Annotated in this window: 31 protein-coding genes; all 31 read right to left on the minus strand. The window is 37.9% G+C overall.

Annotated elements, in window-relative coordinates:
• Window positions 1-144: 144 nt before the first annotated feature.
• Window positions 145-1,497, minus strand: a complete 1,353-nt coding sequence (locus tag DWW85_RS04585; RefSeq protein ID WP_008402829.1) for a putrescine aminotransferase — start codon at window positions 1,495-1,497, stop codon at window positions 145-147.
• 435 nt (window positions 1,498-1,932) lie between these two features.
• Window positions 1,933-3,411 carry an aldehyde dehydrogenase family protein gene (locus DWW85_RS04590; protein ID WP_117807661.1) on the minus strand — a complete coding sequence of 493 codons (1,479 nt, stop codon included), beginning with the start codon at window positions 3,409-3,411 and terminating at the stop codon, window positions 1,933-1,935.
• 51 nt (window positions 3,412-3,462) lie between these two features.
• A complete protein-coding gene (locus tag DWW85_RS04595) occupies window positions 3,463-4,527 on the minus strand; it encodes a spermidine/putrescine ABC transporter substrate-binding protein (RefSeq protein WP_117807662.1) in 1,065 nt (354 codons plus the stop codon).
• A 74-nt stretch (window positions 4,528-4,601) separates the two neighbouring features.
• Window positions 4,602-5,402, minus strand: a complete 801-nt coding sequence (locus DWW85_RS04600; protein WP_117807663.1) for an ABC transporter permease — start codon at window positions 5,400-5,402, stop codon at window positions 4,602-4,604.
• 3 nt (window positions 5,403-5,405) lie between these two features.
• The gene (locus tag DWW85_RS04605) at window positions 5,406-6,272 is read right to left on the minus strand and encodes an ABC transporter permease (RefSeq protein ID WP_117784924.1); all 867 of its coding nucleotides are present in this window, start codon (window positions 6,270-6,272) and stop codon (window positions 5,406-5,408) included.
• A gap of 13 nt (window positions 6,273-6,285) precedes the next feature.
• Window positions 6,286-7,422 carry an ABC transporter ATP-binding protein gene (locus tag DWW85_RS04610; RefSeq protein ID WP_117807664.1) on the minus strand — a complete coding sequence of 379 codons (1,137 nt, stop codon included), beginning with the start codon at window positions 7,420-7,422 and terminating at the stop codon, window positions 6,286-6,288.
• 27 nt (window positions 7,423-7,449) lie between these two features.
• Window positions 7,450-7,797: a P-II family nitrogen regulator gene (locus tag DWW85_RS04615; RefSeq protein ID WP_008402823.1), complete on the minus strand. Its 348-nt coding sequence runs from the start codon at window positions 7,795-7,797 to the stop codon at window positions 7,450-7,452.
• A 157-nt stretch (window positions 7,798-7,954) separates the two neighbouring features.
• On the minus strand, window positions 7,955-8,704 hold the full coding sequence (locus tag DWW85_RS04620; protein WP_117807665.1) for a helix-turn-helix transcriptional regulator: 750 nt from the start codon (window positions 8,702-8,704) through the stop codon (window positions 7,955-7,957).
• 180 nt (window positions 8,705-8,884) lie between these two features.
• Window positions 8,885-9,616: a hypothetical protein gene (locus DWW85_RS04625; protein WP_117807666.1), complete on the minus strand. Its 732-nt coding sequence runs from the start codon at window positions 9,614-9,616 to the stop codon at window positions 8,885-8,887.
• A gap of 144 nt (window positions 9,617-9,760) precedes the next feature.
• Window positions 9,761-10,984: an ATP-binding protein gene (locus tag DWW85_RS04630; RefSeq protein WP_173783587.1), complete on the minus strand. Its 1,224-nt coding sequence runs from the start codon at window positions 10,982-10,984 to the stop codon at window positions 9,761-9,763.
• A gap of 75 nt (window positions 10,985-11,059) precedes the next feature.
• Window positions 11,060-11,470 (minus strand): peptide deformylase, encoded by a 411-nt coding sequence (locus tag DWW85_RS04635; protein ID WP_117807668.1) that lies wholly within the window; start codon window positions 11,468-11,470, stop codon window positions 11,060-11,062.
• A 20-nt stretch (window positions 11,471-11,490) separates the two neighbouring features.
• The gene (locus DWW85_RS04640; protein ID WP_117807669.1) at window positions 11,491-12,153 is read right to left on the minus strand and encodes an alpha/beta hydrolase; all 663 of its coding nucleotides are present in this window, start codon (window positions 12,151-12,153) and stop codon (window positions 11,491-11,493) included.
• Window positions 12,154-12,224: 71 nt separating this feature from the next.
• Complete coding sequence (locus DWW85_RS04645; protein ID WP_117807670.1) at window positions 12,225-12,983, minus strand: EFR1 family ferrodoxin; 759 nt, start codon at window positions 12,981-12,983, stop codon at window positions 12,225-12,227.
• Between the two features lie 74 nt (window positions 12,984-13,057).
• A complete protein-coding gene (locus tag DWW85_RS04650) occupies window positions 13,058-13,567 on the minus strand; it encodes a hypothetical protein (protein ID WP_117807671.1) in 510 nt (169 codons plus the stop codon).
• Between the two features lie 80 nt (window positions 13,568-13,647).
• Window positions 13,648-14,085 (minus strand): GNAT family N-acetyltransferase, encoded by a 438-nt coding sequence (locus tag DWW85_RS04655; protein ID WP_117807672.1) that lies wholly within the window; start codon window positions 14,083-14,085, stop codon window positions 13,648-13,650.
• 56 nt (window positions 14,086-14,141) lie between these two features.
• Window positions 14,142-14,594 carry a GNAT family N-acetyltransferase gene (locus DWW85_RS04660; RefSeq protein ID WP_117807673.1) on the minus strand — a complete coding sequence of 151 codons (453 nt, stop codon included), beginning with the start codon at window positions 14,592-14,594 and terminating at the stop codon, window positions 14,142-14,144.
• A gap of 29 nt (window positions 14,595-14,623) precedes the next feature.
• The gene (locus tag DWW85_RS12875; protein WP_242996030.1) at window positions 14,624-14,944 is read right to left on the minus strand and encodes a DUF4143 domain-containing protein; all 321 of its coding nucleotides are present in this window, start codon (window positions 14,942-14,944) and stop codon (window positions 14,624-14,626) included.
• Window positions 14,945-14,963: 19 nt separating this feature from the next.
• Window positions 14,964-15,179, minus strand: coding sequence for a DUF4143 domain-containing protein (locus DWW85_RS12880; RefSeq protein WP_181986498.1), 216 nt, complete (start codon window positions 15,177-15,179; stop codon window positions 14,964-14,966).
• A 74-nt stretch (window positions 15,180-15,253) separates the two neighbouring features.
• Window positions 15,254-16,078, minus strand: coding sequence for a YwqG family protein (locus DWW85_RS04675; protein WP_117807676.1), 825 nt, complete (start codon window positions 16,076-16,078; stop codon window positions 15,254-15,256).
• Between the two features lie 36 nt (window positions 16,079-16,114).
• Complete coding sequence (locus DWW85_RS04680) at window positions 16,115-16,351, minus strand: hypothetical protein (RefSeq protein ID WP_117807677.1); 237 nt, start codon at window positions 16,349-16,351, stop codon at window positions 16,115-16,117.
• Window positions 16,339-16,905: a DUF3990 domain-containing protein gene (locus DWW85_RS04685; RefSeq protein ID WP_117807678.1), complete on the minus strand. Its 567-nt coding sequence runs from the start codon at window positions 16,903-16,905 to the stop codon at window positions 16,339-16,341. Before DWW85_RS04685 ends, DWW85_RS04680 begins: the two co-directional genes overlap by 13 nt.
• Complete coding sequence (locus tag DWW85_RS04690; RefSeq protein ID WP_117807679.1) at window positions 16,898-17,122, minus strand: DUF3791 domain-containing protein; 225 nt, start codon at window positions 17,120-17,122, stop codon at window positions 16,898-16,900. Before DWW85_RS04690 ends, DWW85_RS04685 begins: the two co-directional genes overlap by 8 nt.
• Before the next feature lie 46 nt (window positions 17,123-17,168).
• Window positions 17,169-17,474, minus strand: coding sequence for a hypothetical protein (locus DWW85_RS04695; protein ID WP_117807680.1), 306 nt, complete (start codon window positions 17,472-17,474; stop codon window positions 17,169-17,171).
• Between the two features lie 198 nt (window positions 17,475-17,672).
• Window positions 17,673-18,470, minus strand: coding sequence for a PfkB family carbohydrate kinase (locus tag DWW85_RS04700; protein ID WP_117807681.1), 798 nt, complete (start codon window positions 18,468-18,470; stop codon window positions 17,673-17,675).
• 83 nt (window positions 18,471-18,553) lie between these two features.
• Complete coding sequence (locus DWW85_RS04705) at window positions 18,554-18,793, minus strand: hypothetical protein (protein ID WP_242996032.1); 240 nt, start codon at window positions 18,791-18,793, stop codon at window positions 18,554-18,556.
• Between the two features lie 69 nt (window positions 18,794-18,862).
• Window positions 18,863-19,285, minus strand: a complete 423-nt coding sequence (locus DWW85_RS04710; RefSeq protein WP_117807682.1) for a PPC domain-containing DNA-binding protein — start codon at window positions 19,283-19,285, stop codon at window positions 18,863-18,865.
• 100 nt (window positions 19,286-19,385) lie between these two features.
• Window positions 19,386-19,802, minus strand: a complete 417-nt coding sequence (locus DWW85_RS04720) for a GNAT family N-acetyltransferase (RefSeq protein WP_117807683.1) — start codon at window positions 19,800-19,802, stop codon at window positions 19,386-19,388.
• Between the two features lie 199 nt (window positions 19,803-20,001).
• Entirely contained in the window at window positions 20,002-20,466 is a 465-nt protein-coding gene (locus DWW85_RS04730) for a GNAT family N-acetyltransferase (protein ID WP_117807684.1), read from the minus strand.
• Between the two features lie 137 nt (window positions 20,467-20,603).
• The gene (locus DWW85_RS04735; RefSeq protein ID WP_330584409.1) at window positions 20,604-22,004 is read right to left on the minus strand and encodes an MATE family efflux transporter; all 1,401 of its coding nucleotides are present in this window, start codon (window positions 22,002-22,004) and stop codon (window positions 20,604-20,606) included.
• 6 nt (window positions 22,005-22,010) lie between these two features.
• A complete protein-coding gene (locus DWW85_RS04740) occupies window positions 22,011-22,880 on the minus strand; it encodes an AraC family transcriptional regulator (RefSeq protein WP_117807686.1) in 870 nt (289 codons plus the stop codon).
• 8 nt (window positions 22,881-22,888) lie between these two features.
• The gene (locus DWW85_RS04745) at window positions 22,889-24,211 is read right to left on the minus strand and encodes an MATE family efflux transporter (protein WP_117807687.1); all 1,323 of its coding nucleotides are present in this window, start codon (window positions 24,209-24,211) and stop codon (window positions 22,889-22,891) included.
• Window positions 24,212-24,290: the final 79 nt, after the last annotated feature.

A 24,290-nucleotide genomic window follows, 5' to 3' on the forward strand; every position in this document is an offset into this window, starting at 1 on the left:
TCTGATCATAACAGTTTCAACTGACGATCAAATCTGTATCCGAATAAACGGTAGTCTTATATGTACTTTGCCCATTCTATTCATCCGAAAAATCATTGCCTATACTATGGTCAGATGATTTTCCATCACGATATACCGATGAATTTACAGATTATATTCTTTCTTTGTATCAGCAAGTGCTGCATCCATACGCTCGATAACGGCTGCGATCTGTTCCTCAGTAATAACCGCTGTCGGCTCGAAACGGATACACTTGGAGTTTACAAGTGTTCCGGCTGTCATAACACCTCTTGAGAACAAGCCCTTTGCGATGCTGTAACCGATATCAGATGTAACAAACTCAACAGCAAGCATCAGACCTACGCCTCTGACATCATCGATGATCTCAGGATATTTTGCCTTCAGACTTTCAAGTCCTGCCTTTAAGATCTTACCTTTGCTTGCACACTGTCCTGGAATATCATTATCAATCATGTATTTGATCGTTGCGATCGCTGCCGAACAACATACAGGGTTACCACCAAATGTAGGAGAACCAAGTAACCATGGGTTGTCGATCAACTGCTGTACCCACATGGATGGCTTACAGATAATACCTGTGATTGGCATGATACCACCACCAAATGCTTTACCGAATGTCATGATATCCGGTGTTACGCCTTCTGCTTCGCATCTCCACATTGTACCGGTACGACCCATACCTGTCTGGATCTCATCAAAGATCAACGCTACACCATACTCATCACAGATCTGTCTTAACTCTGTCAGATATCCTTCCGGTGGAACGATAACACCAGCCTCGCCCTGAATTGGTTCAACGATCATGGCTGCAACCTTTTCACCAACAGCGATCAGGTTACGGATTGCCTTTCTTGCATCCTCTGCATTACCATATTCTACATGCTGTACCTGCTGTACCATAGGTGTATATGGAACTCTGTATGTATTCTTACCACCCATTGAGATTGCACCCATTGATTTACCATGGAATGCACCAACGGTTGAGATATACCATCTTCCGCCTGTTGCGATTCTGGCAAGCTTCAATGCCATTTCGACTGCCTCTGCACCACCATTTGTAAAGAAACAATACTGAAGATCACCCGGTGTGATATCTGCAACTGCCTTTGCAAGATATCCACGAAGCGGATCCAACAGCTCCTGTGAATGAAGCGCCTGATGATCAAGCTGTGCCTTTACGGTATCAAGGATCTCCGGATTTCTATGACCACATGTATAAATACCGAAACCACCAAGACAGTCAATGAATTCTTCACCATATAAACCATCACATACGCCGTCATGATCTTTCCACTCAAGCACTGCTGAGTTGGTAGATACTGACTTTCTGTATTTTAACCAGCCCGGGCTTACATAATTATCAAAATAATCTAATGTCTGTTCTGTCATTAATTTCTTTTCATCATCTGTTAATTCATCTGAATGGATATAACCAATTACCTTTTCCAAATCCTTACTTACCTGTTCATAACTCATATTAAAATCCTCCTTAAAATATATTCGTGTTATAATGTGTCTGTCTGATCCTGTATGTTACCTAACACAACCTTTCCATGAACATTTACAATCATTGATTGAAGTATAAATTTTACGGCCATTAAACTGAAAAAAAGGAGCCTGTGACCTGTTCACAAGCTCCTTTGCTTCTATGTCTGTATATTATCGTATCTCATGCTCTTTTTCAATTACTAATTTATACCATTTATCTACCATTTATCTATTATATATAATTAAATATAAGTATATTTAGCTCATATAACTGACTTGTAATTCCATCGTCATACCTCTATCGAAGTATCATTTTCTACCCTATTTCTGTTATTCGCCAAATCAGTCGGTATTTGAAACGCATTAAAAAGCAATAAAAAACCGCCCACCTTCATTTTTCAGAAAGTGAACGGTCTGTTTTATCTAGTGTTCATACCAGCCTACAATACCCGGGTTCAAATTGATATTGATCTGCTTAACCTCCTGATATTCCTCGATACCATGAACGCCAAGCTCTCTGCCGATACCGCTCATCTTATAGCCGCCCCAAGGTGCTTCATTAAAGGTTGGGTTGTAGCAGTTGATCCATGTGATACCTGCGCGAAGCTCACTGATCACACGATGTGCTCTGGTTATATCGGAAGTAAATACAGCTCCGGCAAGACCATATACGGTATCATTGGCCATCGCAATCGCTTCTTCCTCTGTCTTAAAGGTCTGGATACTGACAACCGGACCAAAGATCTCCTCACGGACGATCTTCATATCCGAAGTACAATTATCAAAGATCGTTGGACGTACAAAGTAGCCCTTTGCACATTCTCCTTCTGTATAGCGCTCACCACCTGTTACAAGTGTTGCGCCTTCCTCGATACCACTCTTTATGTAAGACAGAACTTTCTCCATATCCTTTTCCGTAATGACTGGTCCGATATCCGGATTGTTCACCGGATTGCCGATCGTCATGGCTTCCGCCTTTTTCTTTAATCTGGCAACAAATTCATCATGGATGCTTTCTTCTATGATGATTCTGGATCCTGCGGCGCATACCTCGCCCTGATTGAAGAAAATACCGATCATTGCCCACTCTACAGCGCCATCCAGATCTGCATCTGTGAAAATGACATTTGGTGATTTACCACCAAGCTCCAGTCCGATCTTCTTCACATTTGTAGCGGCTGCTTTCATCAGGCTCTGACCGACTCTGGTACTTCCTGTAAATGTGATCATATCAACATCGGTATTCTCGCCCATTTCCGTTCCGACCTCAGCATCACCCTGTAACAGATTGACGCAGCCCTTCGGAAGTCCTGCTTCTTCAAAGATCTCGAATAACCGGATTGTTGAAAGCGGAGCCTTTGGACTTGGTTTAAACACGATACTGTTTCCTGCTGCAAGTGCAGGCGCCAGCTTCCAGACAGACATCAAAAACGGATAATTCCATGGAGTGATCTGCACACAGACACCGACCGGCTCTCTGGTCTCATATGAATGCATCTTGCCAAATCCATCATTTACCTCATATACACCACCATGCGGAGTCTTGCAAAGACCTGCGTAATAACGGAAGCAATGAATACCATCACTGATATCTCCTTCTGCTTCACGAAGCGGCTTACCATTATCCAGAGTATCCAGCATTGCCAGTTCATCGGCATATTTGTCGATCAGATCTGCGATCTTTAGAATCATATCACTTCTGGTCTGGGAATCCATATCACGCCACTCTCTTGTCTGGTAAAATGATTTCTTTGCCGCAGCGATCGCACGTCTGGCATCTTCTACACTGCTTTCATAGACCTGCGCGAGCACTTCTCCGGTCGCCGGATTGATAACGTCAAACGGCTTTTCCATACTTCCTGTTACCCACTCACCATCAATATACATCTTTTTTGGTTCCATATATCTTACTCCTCCTGATCAACTTTTTTGTCTGCCTTTTTCCGTTTTGTATTACTGCTTTAATTTGTTCCATATATCGTTGTAAACAGTCAATGTATCTGTATCAAGATTTCCAACAAATTCACCTTTTTCAAATACCTCAGCCGGTATATTCTTTGCTTCATTGTTCCTGTAATCTTCATTTGCCTCCACTGCAGTTGCATTCGCATTCAGATATGGGTATTCCGCCATAACCTTTGTAGCAACATCCGGATCACACATATAGTTGATGAATTTCATTGCATTATCATAGTTCTTGGCACCCTTTGCGATTGCCCAGTTATCAATGAATTTATATGCGCCCTCTTCAGGGAATACAATCTTGATTGATGGGTTCTCATCCATAGCAAGCGCTACTTCAGCAGCCCAGCAGTAACCAACATTACAATCTCCGCTGATCAGAGATGACTTTGGACTGTCACTGTCATATACTGCGATATTATCCTTTAATGTCAGAAGCTTCGTTTCAACCTCGGCAAGCTTTGCTGTATCTGTTTCATTCATGCTGAGTCCCATGCTTCTCTCCGTCATACCGATAACTGCTCTATAGTCATCCAGTGCTACGATCTGTCCTTTTAATGAAGGATCAAAGAGATCTGCGTATCCCTTAATATCTGTTGATACCTTGTCGGTGTTGACTGCGATCGCTGCCACACCACCCTGATAAGGAACGGAGTAGACATTGCCCGGATCATATGTAGGATCCAGATACTGACTACCAATATTTGACAGATTGGTAAGTGCATCCTGATCCAACTTCTCAAGCATTCCCTGAGCGATCATGGATTCTACCATATAGTCACTCGGCTGTACGATATCATAAGTTCCTTCATCCTCTGATTTTACCTTTGCAAGCATATCCTCATTGGATGAGAATGTTGATACATTTACTTTAATTCCATATTCTTTTTCAAAATCCTTAATTACTTCATCCGGTACATACTCTGTCCAGATGAACAGGTTTAACTCTCCGTTTGTACTGTCTGCTTTCTTACCACAGCCTGTGATATTTACTGCTGTCATTGCAAGAACAAGTGATAATGCAATACTTACTGCTCTTTTTCTGTTTTTCTTCATAATTATGTCTCCCTTCTACTCTTGAACCTTGTTCGGTTACTTCTATAAATTGTTTACTGTTTCATTCTATACAGCTACTGTTTTTTCTTCTTAAACAGATTGCCCTGAGTCAGGACAACAAAGATGATCGTGCCTGCTAAGATCAGTGCTGATAATGCATTTACATCAGGTGCTACTCCACTCTTAATACTTGCCATAACCTGTAACGGATAAGTCATCGTATTACCATTTACAAAGTAGCTTATGATAACGTCATCAAGCGATAACGTAAATGCCAGTAATGCACCGGCTGTAATGCCGGGTCTTAAAACCGGAAGTGTGATCTCCCAGAATGTACGGATGCGGTTAGCTCCCAGATCCATACTTGCTTCTTCAATCGAAATATCATAGCCGGATAATCTTGCCCTGACATTGAAGATAACATATGGCACACAGAAGGTGATATGTGCAATGATCAATGTAAGCATACCTCTTGGGATCGAGACCTTTGCGAATACCGTAAGTAAGGATATACCCATTACAATCTCAGGAATAACGACCGGGATATATAAAAGTCCGTCTATGATCCCTTTTCCTTTGAATTTATATTTGTACATTCCGATCGCACCGAGCGTACCTATAATCGTTGAAAGTACAGTTGTGACCAATGCTATGATCATCGTATTGCCAAAGGATGTAAGAAGCGACTGATTTTCAAACAATTTCACATACCAGTCAAATGTAAACCCCTTCCAGGTCAGATATGGTTTTGATGTCGTTGCATTAAAGGAATTCACTACAACAACTGCAATCGGCATAAACAATACAATATAAATCAGAGAACAAAAGATCTTTGAAAGAATACTCTTTGTTCTTACTTTTGCTTTTCTGCTCATCGTTTACACCCCCAGACTATCCATATCGCCGCCTGTCTTCTGGTACAGTTTGACGAGGATCAATGTGACAACAATTAATATGATGGATAAGGCTGCACCAAGAGGCCAGTTATTTCCACTCTTGAACTGGCGCTCGATCAGGTTACCAATAACATCTGCATTTCCACCACCTAAGATATTCGATACAAAGAAATATCCAAGACATGGGATAAATACCATGATACAGCCGGAGAAAATTCCGCTGGCTGTCAGCGGCAGGATCACTTCAAAGAAAGTCCGCCAGCCCTTAGCTCCAAGATCAGAGGAAGCCTCCAATAAAGTATGATCTAGCTTACCGATCGCAGTATAAAGCGGAAGTACCATAAATGGGAACAGGCAGTACACCATACCAAATACAGTAGTTCCCTGGTTATATAAGAGGTTCAATGGCTCTGATATCAGATGCAGCTTCATAAGCACGGTATTCAACCAACCGGACGAACCAAGGAATGTCTTCCATCCATAGATACGGATCAGTGAATTCGTCCAGAATGGAATAATAACCAGCATATATAACAGGTTCTTTGATCTGCTCTTTGTCCTTGCAATAATATAGGTAAACGGATATGCAAGCACGATACAGATCACGGTTGTAAGCAATGCAATCACAAGTGACTGAACATAGATCTTAATATAAGAACTGTCCACCAGATGTTTGTAATTATCGAATGTGAACTGAAATGTTACATTGTAATACTGATCAATACTGCAAAAACTCATGACCAGTATATAGATGAGTGGAACTGCTACCAACAGGATCAGCCATAAGGTCACCGGCCCTACCATGATCGTTGCCGGAAGTGTCTTTTCTCTGAATCTCTTTTTATTCATATCAAACACCTCCTTATGCCAGTGTTATATTTTCCATACTCTGATAGAAGCTGTTATCCAGACTGTGGATCAATACCGCATCCTCCGGATTCCAGCAGATAAATACTTTGTCACCGGATTTTGGAAGTTCTTCGCCTGCCAGACGTTCCATCTTTACTTCATTTCCATTTGGAAGAACCGCCAGACACTTGACGACTGAGCCAACATAAATATAATCCTTGACCAGTGCCGGTACGCTGAAGCCCTCTACCGGTTCTGCCGAAAAATGAAGCTTTTCCGGTCGAACAGAAACGGTTACAAATTCACCAACTGAAAATCCGGTGTTCTTTTCCTCTGTCTCGGTCACGGAGCCGGAGGTTGTTACATCTCCATTTTCAATTCCAATAACCGCTTTTCCGTTTGCGATCAATTTGATCGTTCCGTCAAATACATTTGTCTCTCCGATGAAGGTTGCTACGAACTTGGTTGCCGGTCTTTCATAGATGTCTGTCGGTGATCCGATCTGATCCATGACACCATCATGCATAATGGCTATCCTATCGCTCATCGTAAGCGCTTCTTCCTGATCATGTGTAACATAGATAAATGTGATATGTAATTTCTTCTGCAGCCGTTTCAGTTCCAGCTGCATCTGTTTTCTAAGCTTCAGATCCAATGCACCAAGCGGCTCATCCAACAGCAGAACCTTCGGACGATTGATCAACGCTCTTGCAATCGCAACTCGCTGCTTCTGTCCACCGGACAACTGACTTGGATACCGCTTCTCAAATCCGGATAACTGAACCATCTCTAACATCTCCGTTACCCGTTCTTTGATCTCTTTCTTTGGAACCTTTTTCATCTTAAGACCATATGCTACGTTGTCATATATGGTCTTATGTGGAAATAAAGCGTAACTCTGAAAGACAGTGTTTACATTTCTCTCAAATGGCTCTTTATCTTCAATCGGCTTCCCTTCTACCTGAATGGAGCCTGTCGTCGGTTCTTCAAATCCTGCGATCATACGAAGCGTTGTCGTCTTGCCGCATCCGGATGATCCAAGCAATGTCAGGAACTCGCCTTCCTCTACCTGCAGATTCAGATCTTTTACAACATGATTTGTTCCGTATATTTTATTTACGTCTTTGATATCAACTATAACATTTGCCAAATCATATCACCTCTTTTTCAAATTTCTCTATAATGCTTTTTCTCCTCGTTCACCGGTACGGATTCGTATAGCCTCTTCGATATTTCGAATGAAGATCTTACCATCTCCGACATGTCCGGTAGCTACCTTTTCTCTGACATCCAGAATAATCTGTTCTACCTTGGAATCTTCAACTACTACTTCAACTCTTACTTTTGGAAGAAGGTTGATCGTAGTTTTAAAGCCTTTAATCTCATTTACGCCCTCAACAGTTCCTTTCTGTGTTCCGCATCCCATAACGGTTGAGATCGTCATACCACCACAATTCTTCTCATCCAATATGCTTTTTAATACTTCCAGCTTTTCCGGTCTGATTATTAATATGATTTCTTTCATTCTTTCTTCCTCCAATCTGCAACATACAACTAATATAACAAAAAAGAGCCGTTCATCTCTGAACAGCTTCTTTGCTTGTTAACGAAAATATACTACTTTCAAATTAATTCTTCAATAGAACAGGATTACCATTTTTTTACTACTTTTATGGTATTAACTACTCTTTTTCTTTAATCAGTTTAAACATCTGAACACGGTTTCGGATTCCCAGTTTCCTGTAAATATTTAAAATATGCTTCTTTAGTGTATTTACCGTTATGGATAAACGGTCACAGATCTCCGTATTCTCCATTCCCTGCAGCAAAAGCTGCAATATGGTCTGCTCCCGCTTCGTCAGATCATAGGTCTTTACTGCCTGTGTCAGCGTCAGTTTCTCCTGACTGGTCATCTGATTGTTTCTGTCCTGTGACAACCGGTATGCCATATGATCCTTAAGCATATCCATCAGGAATACATCTTCATATGTAAAGTCCTCTTTACCAATCGTCCTATATAATGTCACCACGCCCAGAAAATGTTTGTTTCTTCCAAATATCATTTGTAACGCGTAATGCCAGTTATTTGGCTTATATACTCTTTGATAATATTCAGTTTGAACTCTTTTCTCATCCGATATAATATCAGTTTCCCGATATACCATACTCCTGCCGCTGAACATAATACCACGGCTGTAATCCATATTCTCATAAATATCTGACAAGTCTTCATCACAGTTGAGGAATACCGGACGTTCCAGATTTTCTTTTTCATTTGATGATGCCAGATAAAAATCTGCACTGTCAAAATCTATGACGGTCTTGATCTGTTCCAGAAACTGTGTCCGCATGGCATCAAAATCACCGATTGTGTAGATCTTGTATATGATACTGTTCATGACCAGCCAGTCATTTGTTTCAAGGGTCTTCACCAGTTTCACCTCCCTTGTATTTCATAAAACAAAAAAAGTACGCAACCGATGTAACACACCCTTGCGTACTTATTTTTTACTATTCTGTTGGTATGAAGTATAGCACAAAAAGATGATTTGTCAAGCAAGAAAATTCATCAGGCTATTTACTGAAATATCATCAGATTATTAACCTTGAATCTATTTCAAAAGCTTTTTTATCTGCATATCTGTTGCGATCGGATAAATATCATGCATATGCCGGATGATCATATTCCAGGACTCCTGCGGATCATCCTTGTAACAGGATGTTACATAATCATACCCATAGATATGTTCCAAGGACGAGTAAACCGCTACATCCCAGCCATACTCCAGTCCTTTTTTATTTACACGTTTTCTGAAGTCGCAATTACAAAGGTACATCTGCATCATAAGATTTGTGACAGCTCCATCAAATCCCTTTTCGCCGTCTTTTCCATATCCTGCCATTTTCTTCAGTTCGTTGGAATACAGTTCTGCATCCACATGTTCTTCCATGAAATGATCCATGATCTTTTTATTCTTATTCGGAGCTTTTCCATCTTCATACAGTGCTTCAAAATCATATCCATCCCGCCGGTAATTAGCAAATACCGGAAGCCATTTTCTCGATATAAAACCTGCCTTTTTATTAAAAAACTTGCCATATACGATATCATGTCTTCTGGCGATAACCGCCCGCCACATCCATGGATCTCTGTCAACATTCTCACACCACCAGTACTCCGGCACGGTTCGCTCTTCCAGCGAAAATCCCGGTATATCGTTTCTAAAAAGCGGCAGGAAGCCAATCTCATTTATATACTCTATTGCCTCATCTATTGTGTGAATACATTCCGGATCATCCCAGGCTACACCATACATGATCCATTTGCCTGATTCTTTTTCCATGTTTATCTCCTGTTATATCACTACCCCATTACAGTGATCTACCTCTACTTATGTCAAGTAAAAGGCAAAAATTACTTTGACAATAATTGATAATAGCTTTTTATTTTAGTGCCACAATTTAATTTTTTTTATTGATTTGTGGCACTAACTTAAATTAATATTTACTTTTCCTAATAGAAAATCAACAATATTTATATGTGAAATACCATCTCTGGAATAATCGAATCTATCTAATGAAAATACATATTTAGGTGACGCATCGCTTATAGGCTTAAATGCTCCAAACTCCCGTTCAATCGTTTCCCTGCTTCCAAGATAATATGCTACTTGTATGAAACATTTTTTACGACCATAAATTGCAACAAAATCTATTTCACCCTTATATGTTTTTCCTGTAAACACCTCATAATCCCTTGAAACCAGTTCATTATAAATGATATTTTCTAAGAAAAATGTATCTTCAAAATTTACCAAATTCGTATTTATCATACGAAAACCCGTATCAACAGCATACTGTTTTTCAATATATGACATTGCTTGCTTTCCAACAATATTGAATCTTTTCACCCGATCTATGAGGCATGCTTTGTCCATCTTGTCAAGATATCTGTATATTGTTTTACGGTCGAGACCTTCTTCATTTTGATTCTCGAAATAGCTTTGTATATTTTTACTGGAAAATTCTTTTCCAGCATTTGCCATAATATACCCTGCTATCTTTTCAAAATTCTGTCTATTTATTTTTGATTTATCAGTTATTATATCTCTATCAAGGATGCCCAAATATGTTTGTTCCAAATATCTTTTAATATCGCTTTCTTTGGAAAATGAAAATCTCAATGGAAATCCACCCCAATTGATATAATCAATAATAAATTCATCAGGGGGCTGATTTTTTCCTATTACTTTAATATATTCATAACTTTCAGCAAAAGAAAACGGCATTATCCTAAATTCAATACATCGCCCCACCAAAAGTGTTGCCATCTTGCCTGACAACAGTTTGGAATTACTGCCTGTAATGAAAATATCACAATTAATTGTAGCTCTCAGAGAAGCCAATACTTTTTCAAAACTTCTCACATGCTGAATTTCATCAAGAAATATCAGATATTTATCCATATCTTTGATTTGTTTTGTTATATAACTATTCAGCTTTTCAGCTGTACGAATTTTTTCAAACTGTAAATCTTCAAAATTAATCCTTATAATATGTGTCTTATCAAAACCATTTGAAACAAACTCTTCTTCAATCTGTTCAAGCAGAATAGATTTTCCACAACGTCTTACACCAGTTAAAACTTTTATCAGATCAACATTATAATATGGACGAATTTTTTGTAAATATCTTTCACGTTTAATATACATACACATTTACTCCTAAAAAAGATCACTATTATTATGCCACAAATTTAAAAATTTTCAAGATTTGTGGCACATATATTAAATCACTACCCCATTACAGTGATCTACCTCATGCTGAATAATCTGTGCCACAAATCCTTCAAATGCCATCTTTCGTTTTACGAAACCAGCATCCTGAAACTCTACCTCTATCTTCTTATACCTTGTTGTTTTTCGTTTTCCCTCTAATGACAGACAGCCTTCTTCTGTTTCGTAACGTCCGCTCTTTGAACAGATCACCGGATTGATCATAATCATATCTACAGGTCCGGCACTTACAATAATCATATTTTTCTTATACCCGATCATATTTGCTGCCATTCCGACACAGCGCTCACGATTCGCAGCTAATGTATCCCAAAGATCATTTACCACATTCATATCAAGTGGTGTTGCCAGAACGGATTTCTGCCCCAGAAAAAGAATATCTTTTACAATAGGTTTAACCATTTTCTATCCTCCATAAGGTCTCATTTATTTCTTCTATATCGTAAAGATTTGTCACTGATTTGCAAATTATCATAAAATTTCTGCAACACGATCGCCAACTCTTCCGGAGCTTCTATGTTTGCTTCATGACCTGTTTTCACAAGTTCATGGAAACAGGCGTTGTTCAAATATTGGCAAAGTTCTTTTGAAGTTTTTTTGTTTGCAGTGTCCTTCTCTCCACAAATGAGCAATACTGGGCAAGACACCTTATGCAGGGAGTCACTGAAATCCAATTCAGCCATCGTCCCGCACAGGCTGATAACATCCGCTTTTTTGAAACCCATTTTACTGAATGCCGAATTCGGCATAAGATGAAACAATATATTCTGAACTTTCAATAAGTTTTTTGGCATTTTATATTGTGCTGCAATTAATACGAGCGCCTTTACTTTATCTGGGTGGTCTATCGCATAATTAAGTGCCAAAACAGCGCCTAGAGAAAGCCCACATAAGACAATTTCATCGTTCACCTTGTCACATTCTGATGAGAATGCCGAATATAATTCCTTATATGTAGCAGATTTTCCTTCTAACATCTCTGCCAAACTCAATTTAACACTACTTTCCGATACCTTCGTTTCTTTTATTACTTTATTCCAACTGTCCGGTTTTTGTCCTAGTCCATGCAAATATAAATACTTCATATATTGTCGCTCCTTCAAACTGGAAATTATTCAAATTATCAATTCCTAATTTCCGTACAGAGATTTATAAATCATCTGCTCTCTAATTGTTCGAAATGATAACGCGGTTTTCCAACACTCTTTTTTCCATACTCAATAGCTTCTGTAGGGCAATAACAAATACAAGCCATACAATGAGTGCATTGCTTTCCCCATACAGGCTTTCTGTCCTTAAGCGTAATGTTGTTCAATGGACAGTTCTTAACACATTGACCACAACCGACACAGGTAGCATCCGTACGAAATGCATCAGATTTCACAAAGAAATGATAAAAAATCGGATTTACCGGACCACTCATTAACCGGTCATAAAGATTGTTTCTTGGTACAGCGAACGGCTGCTCTGCCTTAATGTGCGCAATTATATCCATAATAGCAGGTTCCGCATTTCTAACAATCTTTCTTGCTTCTTCTGCTTTCGGTGCACCAAACATAGCAATATAATTTTCCGGCATAATAACCTGAGCTGTACCCATATACCATAAATGTTTTTGCTCCGCAAGGTGCCGATTATATTTCGCTGCATTCCCAATCTCGCCTCCACAGTCCATCACGAACCAAATGCGTTCTGCAGAAAGCAGTTCCGTTTTACAAAGCCACTCCGATACAATTTGTGGAATACGCCACGCATAAGTTGGAACCACTACGATTATATTTCTGCCTGTTTTCATTGGCGAATAATCTGTTGCCTTGATTTTTGCATTCATATCTACAATCTCGTCCTGCAATTCATCTGCAATTTTCTTTGCTATATAACGACTATTACCAGTTCCGGAAAAGCACAAGATCATAATAACATTACCTCCGTATTTGCCTCAAAGCCAAGCTTTTCATAAAAGCTTTTTCTCCAACACTCTTTTTGAAATCATCTCACAATATCGTCATTTTTCTCGTATGGCATCGGCTCCCCATTTTCTTTATGTAGGTGTCCTATTTTATCGCAGATCCTATCGTACAAATTATCATTCACATATGCAATCTTCTCCATATCCACATTGTTCTCTGATTTTTTTCCGCTGTAGAATTTTTGGGCGTATGTTCCACATTCTTTTATGTAAGCCATTATTAAATTAATTTCTTGTTTCTCGACTTCTGAAAAAATAGGTTGTTCCGTTAATTTTCCACTGATAAAATCACAAAAATAGGAATAGTCATCATCCCAGTTAATATTTCCATTGTCCTGGGCTTCACATCGGATCTTTTCTATTTCTCTTAATAATTCTCCCTGCAGATTATGTGCTTGTCCAGCTTGCGGAACATAATTTTTCCAAATATATTTACATTCATCAAAATACTGCTGCTCGTACTCTTCGCCTATGATCGCATCAATCGTCAAATTGCTTTTTCCTCTTTTTAATTTATCAAACAATCCCATAATTCACCTTAATATCTCTTTCTGGAAATATTTCTCTCGTAAAATTGTTCCAACTATCTCATAGTGTTCTTTAACTGTTATTATTCAAGCCACTGGATAAAAGCAGTTTTATCAGAACTATTATATCCTGCATTCTCATAAAATCTTAATGTACTTTCCTTTTTTGATCCTGTCAGAAGCATCATCTTATAGCAGTTATTCTGCTCCGCTATGTACTTTGCATATTCCAAGCATTCCGTAGCATAACCGTGTCCTCTATAATCTGAATGTGTCACAACATTTTCAATAAACGCATATGGTCTTACCCCTCTTGTAAGGTTTGGAATGATTACACAAACACAAGAAGACACTATTTTATCATCTATCTCAAAAACTATTATATGATGATTCATGTCATTCATAATAATATTCCAAGTCTCTTTCAAGCTTTCTGTCATTTCCGGAATCGAATCTTCATGAAGATACAAATATAACTCTAATAATTCATTAAGTTCTGTCTTATTTATTTCCCTAACCATAATTTTATCCCAACCTCTCTGTTTTCTGCCCGTTTTAATCAAAAATACTATAACCGTTAAAGTTTATATTGCATGAAGTTACCATTATGTACAAATCCAAAATCTGTATATAATTTAACTCCCATATCAGACGCTGTAATCTGTATTGTTCCACAACCATATTCCCTGGCATCATCTATAACACGGGATAGCAGCTCCTTTGCAATACCTCTTCTTCTATATTCCGGATCAGTAAACATACTGGATAACAATCCTATCTTTCCACTTGGGCATCCAAAATAGGGAGGCTTCTCCACAAATGACATCCCGCTTGTTCCAATAATATTTTCCTCATCAATGGCAAGCCAAGATACAAATGTTCCGTCCGCCATATGTCGAGTATAATATTCCTTCAATGCAGGAACCAAATCCATCTCTTCTTTAGCCCCTTCTTCTCTAAGCTGGTTTATCCTCATGTGAATAAACGTATTCAGTTCTTTTTCTGTAAGTCTTTTATATCTAATATCCATTTTCACGATCCCCTTATACAAACTGATATTTATAAATTACATACCGCATACAATGGTATATTTACCATCCATTCCTGATCCATATACTTTAGAGTCGAAAAACGTACAGCTTTCTCGGGATGGAATTTATCATAATACGCTTTTAAACTCTGCGACCTTATATTCGTTTCTGCTTTTACTTCAATAGGTATAATTGCATCTTCTTTCTGGATCAAAAAATCCTGTTCAAACGTAGCTTTCTCAGTTCCATAATAATATGGTGTGTACGGCGTATCTGAAATCAGCTGCTGCAATACATATTGCTCTGTGAGAGCACCCTTGAATTCTATAAAAATATCATTTCCTTCCAATATAGATTTCGCCGGCAACTCACTTAATGCCCCCCAGCAATCCGACATCCAGCATAAACACTTTATACGCATTCATACTTTGATATGCTTTCAGAGGCATATGTGGTTCATTTACACGATTAACTTTATAAATCAGTCCACAATCAATCAGCCATTGAATTGCTATTTCAAACTCGCTGCTACGAGCCCCCTTTTTTATTTGAGCAAAAAAGAATTTTTTATTTTCTTTTGCCAACTGCATTGCTTTATTTCTTTATTATTTTTAATCTCGGAAGTTCGACAAATTGAAATTAAACTGATAAATAGCAATCAGTCCAAATCGTAAGCAAAAACCGCTTTGTCGAAATTGCGGTTCTTTAAATCTTCATCTGAAATAATCCAAAAGATATTCCACAGACAGCCAACATTGTAATCGTATTGAAGCAATAGATGTGTTTTTTCGTCTACATTCGGAATATTGCCCCCCGTAGGATAACCGAATAATTTGTTTCCGTTATTCGAAAGGTATTCAATATCATAATCTGGAGCGGCTTCTGCAAGACGGTCAAATTGGTTATCGTCAAGCACATATCCAAGGGACTGATAATCTGTGGTGAGTTCAAACTCAACAGCTTTTTCCTCGAAAGCTTCTGTAAAATACTTTGAATAATATGGAACAGGCGGCACAGTTCTCTTTAAATTCGACAGGTCGCCGTTGTACCAAATTACCTTATGATAATCTGAATTTTCGAGGTCGTCAGCAACGCTTTCAACCCATTTGTTGGTTTGGTGAATTGAGTCGATTTCTCCGCTCCAGAAAAAATACAAAATACCCGTGTGCGGAAGCCTGTTTTCAATATCCAAGTCAGCAATGTCCGCAAGATTGATTTGAGCAACAAGCTGCATTGCTGATTTTTCGTACCGCTCAGTGTCATTTCCACGCTTGCAAGAATAGCCCGACATTGTGGGATATGGAATTTCAGGCGGGAGATCGGGAAAGCCACCGATTTTACTTGTGCCTTTTGCAATTACATTTTCCCCGTTCTTCTCACACATTTTAATAGTATTTTTTCGGTAGTCTTTAATGTCTTCTGCAATATCTGTGTGTCCTTCTTTAATAAGGAATTCAATCAAATCAATTTCGTGCATTTTCATCTCATACCTCCAAATTCCGATTTGTTCTGCGCTTTTTCATGCTCTAACATTCTTTCGTTCTTCCATATATAATTCAGCTATATATGATGGTCCATTGCACCATAGCCTTGTTTCCTCATCATATAATGCTTTCCCTGTCTTGGAACATAAAAAATCTGTTAACACTTCTTTTCTATCCTTGCCTGTTTCCTCAGCAATTTCATCTGTTACCATAGTAATAAGAAGATCTATTGTATAATCCATTTTTTCTTTTGAAATTGTTACTTCAGCCATACCTTCTCACCTTCCACAAATTTCAGACATTCAATAGCCGCTTTTGTTTTGAAACAATACTGATCTTTTAATTTATTAGGCAATAATTGCTTGATACAAAAAGCATCTGCTTCCTTACCCCCTATGGTTCCAAAAGCACCAGCAAGATAGGCAGTAAGTGTAGCATTGGTTGCATCATCCGCAATCTTACCTGCAATAACATCATATTTTTCCATGTCATGTTCAACTTCAACAAATAACTTTTTCTTTCGATGGGCAGCAATACAATGCAACCAATCAACATCCGCTTTTTCAAAAATATGTATTTCAAGTTTTCTGGAAAGTTGTAACTCAAAAGTTGAAATATACCCATAATTCTGATTTTCCTGAATTTTACCTGCTGCCACCGCCTTAACGATTGCAGTTTTTAAAAAATTTGCTGCCTGTTCCTTTGATGTAGTTAAATAGAATCCCTGACCAAAATCTTTTCTTTTAGCACATTGGGTAAGATCTGGTTCTTTTACCTCACAATAGCTTCCATGATAAAAAATAAATCCGTCTTTCAACTCAAGCATTAATTTTTATCCCCTTCCTATCAAGAAATTCTACGATATCTTCAAGTACAGCCTCATCACCTTCACAATGGAAAATACCATAGCCTTTTTCTATATATCCAAGAACATCTACTTTTTTAAATAAGTCAATAATTTGCTCAATTGATAAATGCCATTCTTCTGAAGCAAGTCTAATTAATCTTGTCTGCATAAAGGTAATTTCTGCTTTCTCGCTCATTACGGCCGCCTCCTAACTTACGAATATAGTATCCTTTTTCTTTTCCCTAGTATATCATACCCATATAGAGGTTTTCCATATCATTCATAAATATAAGACTATAACAGATTCGGTTTCGAATCACACAATTGTATATGAAAACAGAATTTCTGAAACAATCTTTATTGCAAATATCCCATTTTATATTTTCATTGTCCTGAGCTTCACATCGTTTTTTTTCTATTTCTCTTAATAATTCTACCTGCAGCTTATCTGCTTGTCCAGCTTGCGGAACATAATTTTTCCAAATATATTTACATTCATCAAAATACTGCTGCTCGTCCTCTTCGCCTATGATCGCATCAATCGTCAAATTGCTTTTTCCTCTTTTGCAATTGAAACAATTATAAATATTCCTCTTCGACTTCTGGTTTCCATCATATTATCCTACTCCTATGGTGCTAAGCCCAACCTCGCTGTTTTCTCATAACAATTCTTTTCACCGTAACAGATTATCCAATACTGTTCCAACCATCATTGAAATTCAGGAACTCCAAAAACTCTCTTTCTCTTAAAATCCACCATAATGAGACAGCGTCTCTGTTGCCAATTCTGTCCCAACTCTCATAGCCTCATAAATATTCCCATTTATCAAATGTGAACATACAAAGCCTGCATGGTAACTATCTCCACAACCTGTAGTATCAATTACTTCTTTAACTTTATTAGCTTGAACAAAATACTTTTCACCATTATGATATGTAACACTTCCTTTATCAGCTAAAGACACATTAAATAGCCCTTTATACTTCTCTGAAAACGCTTCAAATATTGGGAGAATTGATTTCTCTCCACTAATCATGAAATAATCTATATATGGTGCATATTTTTCCATTTCTTTAAAATTACGATATTCTACAAAATCCACTGCCAATCTGAAATTGTTATTCTTTTTTAAATCTATAATTTGTCCAAAACAGCCTGCCCAAAAATGTACAAATACAACATCTGATTTTTTGATAAACTCCAATTCATCATGGTTCAATATCATTTTATCAACAATATCACCCGTCCATGAATCATCTTTGTAATATCTGTCACCGCCGGCGGTAAGATATGTACGATTATTCGCTGTTACTTTATCCTTTTCTACTCTTACGTGGCTTACATCTATTCTCTTATCAGAAATAGAATCCATAATAAATTTTGCGTAAGAATCCTGTCCAACCGCACCCAATATCGAAACATTGAACTCCTCAAATTTTGATGCATGGGCTGCAAAATTAAGGGCTTCACCGCCAGCATATAGTTCATCAGTTCCATCAAAAACATCTACACATAAACACGGAAGTGCTACTAAATTTATCATTCTTTATACCTCTAAAATTTCTAATTTTTCTGTTTTATCAACTTAATTCTGTCATAATATAAAATGACTTCCGGCAGGGTTGGTCAAAATTTAAAAAACCAGAAAAGCTTCCCCCTATATGGATTTTTCTTACTGAGCAACCATGCTGAAACTGCATGTAATAATAAAAATGCACCGCTTATGATCGTCATTACCAGTTCAAACTGTGATAAGACCGACATAGAATTATCATTCTTCGGCATACCGGCCGCAAAGAAAATCAAAGCAACTACAAGTGCTAAAATCTCAGCCGTATAGAACGCATTCACCGATTTGTTTTTCATTTTTATCTCCTTATCACTACTCCATGGTTTATTACTGAAATGATAATTTATCACACATATTCAATGCGCTCAATCAAACTTAAATACATTAAGTCCTGTTTCTTCATCATAAACCCTGTCAACTTTTCCATCAATTATCGTAATTACCAGCTCACAGATTGCACTGACAACAGCCCTGTTCAAATGTCCTCCAAACACTGCGCCTTTCTCATTTCCGGCATTCATATGAAGATGTGCATAATATTCGCCATTCATTGTACTGATTGTACCTGTCAGCGATGTGATTTCATAATATCCTTTAAAGCTGTTTGAGCAATATTTCTTCTCATCCGTCTTATATACTCCGACCGTGAAATCATTGACAGCTCCAATCGCATTAATACTGGCAAGTTTTATATTCTCATTTATGGCAATTGCTTTCAGTTGTTCTAATATCTCCTCCCCTTTGTCAATCCTTGCTATTATTATATTGTCAAATTTTTTGTATTCCATTTTATTTCTCCATTCTACTTCAAATATGTATCCATAAGTACAACAATTGCAGGTTCATCATCAAATGCTCCTAAATGCATTATTCTTTTCATATTTATCTTTACTCTACATGATGATAAATTTTCAATCTTTGTGCCTCATTTGCCTCAAATCCAAACTTTTCATAAAATGGAATCTTATCAGGGACTGCACATAATTCCACAAAAATGTCTGTACCTTTAACTCCATTGTCATTTATGAATCTTCTTAATTCATTTATTAACATCTTTCCGATACCTTTTCCCTGATATTCAGGTCTGACAACAACATCCTTAATATAGTAATTAAGTCCCATATCACCATTCATTCTTGCCATAGCAACAATGAAATCTCCATCCCATACAGAAACTCTGAATAAAGTATGTTTCATTGCTAACCTTGTCTGTTCAAGAGACGGTCCATCTCCCCATACCGTTTCCCACAATTCAATAAATTGTTCTGCTGTTAATTCATTATATTTCACTATTAAATTTAACATAAGATATTTTCCTCCAATACTGTTCTTTAACTATTGTTATTCACAACTAGGGAATTATCTTAATTTTTCCCACTTCGCAAATATATCATATCCACCAATTGTACGCCATCTTCATATATTGGATGGTCGTAATTATCTGTAAAAAAATGTGGTACGCTATGCGAACAGGCAAAACCACACTCTATGATCTTCATCAATATCACCCCTCCAAATCCATCACCATACACGAATCAGATGCTTTAAACCCTAACGATTCATACAACGGTCTTCCCATCTCTGTTGCATCCAGGCTTATTTCTGTCACACCATTTTCTTTTGCCTCATCAATCAAAATCTCAACCATTTTCTTAGAAATTCCTCTTCTTCTATAATCTGCACGAGTATAGACATTCATTAAATGCGCCCGATTACCTGTTGGATGCGAAAAGGTTGGCATAATCCATGTATAGGATAAGCTTGCACATCCTACAAGAGTTTCTCCATCAGACGCAATAACCGTAGTCTGTTCCCCTGACTCAAAATATCTTCTGCTCTCAAAGATAAAATTCTCGTCATATTCATACTCACCGGACAAGCCATTCACTTCTCTAAACATTTCAAGTCTCAGCTTCATCAGAATTTTCATATCAGCTTTTGTAGTCTTTCTGTATATAATCTTGTTCATTTCCTACCTCCCTTAACAATCTATCCAACAGCATCTACCGATTATTTATAAACATTTTAAAATTTCATCTCTTACAAACGTGTAAATTGATTTTAATCACTCAAATTCTTTTATATCATTCCAACTTCTTTCCTTTATTAATTGCTGTATAATTTTAGTTGAATTCTCCAGCTTTTTCTAAGTGCCACATACGAAATCAGAAAGTTTGCAAGCCAGCCGGCCGGTACAGCAAGCCAGACAAACGCAATACCGAAACGGGGTGCAAAAATCAATGCAACCGACAAGCGTATCGCAAGGTTTACCATATTTGCAATGAGAAACGGACGCATAATTCCAAGTCCGCGAAGGACTCCGTCAGTTGCCATCTTAATACCCATAAAAATGAAAAAATAACCAAGCCATCTCATATAATCACCAGACACCTGATACGCCAAAGCAGTTCCATCTTTACCAAGAAATAGCGAAGAAATTTGTGTGTGCAGTGTTTCAATGACTACAAAAGCAAGCACTGCAAAACATACATCCAACACCAACGCAGCATGATATCCTTTTTTGATACGTTCAATTTTCTTTGCACCATAGTTCTGGGAAACGTATGGTGAAACTGCATTACCAATGGATACGAATATCAATGAAAAAACATTCTCTACTCTCATCGTTGCTGCATAACCTGCAAGCGCCTGCGTGCCGAATGGATTTACAACAGCCTGTACGATCATCATACCAATTGACACTGTAGACTGCTGCAGAACAGACGGAACGGCAATTTGAAGCATAGAAGATAGTTCCTGCCTGTCAAACCAGTTAAAGGGACTTTTATATCGACGCATCCGGCTAAAGAAAATCAAAAGCGAGAACACGGCGGAAATTCCCTGTGCAATAAGAGTTGCGAGAGCGGCCCCGAACACACCCAGACCAAGACCGGCCACCAGCCAAATGTCCATAAAAATATTCAAAATAGAAGAAACTATCAAAAGGCCTAACGGAATCTTCGATTCACCGATTGAGTTAAACATCGTTGAAAGAATGTTATACATAAACAGAAACGGAAATCCCACAAAATAAACGCGAAGATACAACACTGCTTCCTCCAGTATATCAGCAGGTGTTTGTAATGCAGTCATCATAAAGCGAGAAAAACAAAAACCGAAGATACCCAAAAGTACGCTTAAAATCAAAAAGCTGATCAAGGATGTTGATACAATTGTTTTCATTTTGCTATAATCTTGGGCACCAAAATAGCGACTTACGAGCACCCCCGCCCCTACCCCGGCACCGAGTGCTATACAGATAAAAACATTTGTCAGTGCGGCACATGCGCCAACTGCCGCAAGTGCAGGAGCACCGACATACTGACCAACAATGATTGAATCTGCCATATTGTATACCTGTTGAAAGAAGCTGCCCAGAATCATAGGCATTGCAAATACAGTCAGTGCTTTAATAGGGGCATCTGTAATTAAATATTCATCTTTTGACATTATCATTTTCCTCCATAAAACGTAAAACGTTACAAAATCAGAGCTAACGCGGCCAATACAATGTTATTGCATACAGTCAACTTGCTTTTTTCTGTATTTTAACGGAGAAACTCCGTATGTTTTTTTAAAACTTCTGATAAAATAGCTTATATTTTGATAACCGCTCCGCATTGCTGCCTCTGTAACAGAAATATCGGTGTCTTGCAACAGCTGTTTTGCATACTCTAACCGTAAATACACCACATATTGTGAAAGTGTAATATGAAAATGCTCCTTAAAATATCTGGATATATATTTTTCAGAAAGATGAAATTGCTCCCCAAATTCCCTTAATGATATTTTTCCTGTAAAATTCTGCTGTATATACGAGACCATTTCTTTTTCTACAATATTTCTACCACTTGTGTTATTTTCTACTATAAATCCCTTTTCCCACATTTCAAGAATAAATTGTAAAAGAATTATTTTGGTCTTTATCTGCGTCGTTATGTTCAACTCTCTTTCACTCTTTTTGGCTTCATATATCTCAATTAACTGCTCACACAATTCTTTTATCGTATCTTTTACACTGGGACTTATCATCAGACGACCACTGTCTAATGGTTCAAGTAATCTATCATCTAGTATATCATCTGTATAAAAAGATATATATTTCAATGGGAAAAGAAAAGTAAAATAATCTACAGTACCGGTCTTTGAACCCATAAAATGCAGATTGCCCGGTGATACAACGAAGGCATCCCCGGGTTTCCCGATATAGTTCTCTCCTGATATATTTACAGTCAAAAAGCCACTTTTTACATATATAATTTCGAATTCATCATGCCAATGTACCGGTATCTGAAAGGACTGACCCGCATTCTCTATGTGATATGTACTGAACGGATCATCCTTTGTACCATGTGGTTTATTTTCCTTTAATTCAAAATACATAATCGCTCCTATAATTCTATAAGACTCTTACTTTTCCATTTTCCGCTTTTCCATCGAAGCACCATTCCAACAGCTCTCGCACATTCATCACCTGCCATGGCAATATATGCTCCTACCGCCAGAAAGCCCATATGTATTCCAAGAAAATATGTACCGCCAACCGCAAACAGATACATGAAAATTGCACCCATTATAACCGGAAAAACTGCATCTCCACTGGTTTTTAACGCCTGACTATACACAAGATTTGTCACCCTTCCAAGTTCAAGGAATATATCTATTATTAACAATTTTACCACAAGACTTATCATCTGTGCATCATCCGTAAATATATGCACTATAATGTGTCCGGACAGTGCAAATGTCACAGAGAAGCATGTAGCTATTACAAGGCCATATATCTCTGCTTTTTTTATACCCCTGTCACATTCTTCAAACTCCTTTGCTCCGATTCTCCAGCCTGTCATAATAGCATTAGCCTGTGCCAGTGCAGCTCCTGCACAATATGAGAAATTTGCTATCTGCATAGCATACGAACGAGCTGTGACATTCATTCCGTTCGCATCCATCTGATTCATAAAACGCACTATAAATGTCATTGCTATATTATAAAGTGTTGTTTCAAATGCAGAAGGAAAACCTATTTTAACAATCTGCGCAAGTATCTTTCGCGGCAAAATACGATCAGGACTTTGTTTTGCTTTTATAAGTACAGCGCCCATCACCGCTACAATAACAAGATTTACAACCCTTGAAATAACCGTGGCAATGGCAACTCCCATTACTCCCCAGTTAAATACAAATAAGAATACCGAATTTAGTATTATATTAAGAACATTTCCAACAATAGTTCCTATCAGGGAATGCTTTGTATATCCAAATACTCTCAAATAGCTGGAAAAAATAGGAATAAGCGCATTTAAAAAACATGTTCCACCAACAATTTTGAGGTATGTTTCAGCCGGTTCAAACAAAGCAGGAGCAATACTTACTATTTTAAGTATTCTGCCGGAAAAAAAGGCAAGAACAACAGACATCAGAATACCTATGAACGCATTAAACATAAGTCCAAGCTGTCTGGCCTGATATGCTATCCCGGGTCTTCCCGCTCCGATATTTTGTGACATAACAGCTATCATACCCGATGATATCACTCCAAACATAACAATGAAAACACCTATATAAGTATTTGCTGTTCCCACTGCTCCCACAGCCTGATCACTTACAGATGATAACATAAGTGTATCAACCATCCCTGAAAGCATATAGAATAAAGTTTCCAGGCATATTGGCACAGATAATTGCGATAATGTTTTCCTTTCAACCATCATGTTTTCTCCTTACATACAAATATAACATATATTATCAATAATACGATATATCTTTCTGTGTTTCTTGTATAATATCAAA

Origin of the sequence: Clostridium sp. AF17-21AC (assembly GCF_003461365.1) — a bacterium.
GTDB lineage: Bacteria > Bacillota > Clostridia > Lachnospirales > Lachnospiraceae > Coprococcus > Coprococcus ammoniilyticus.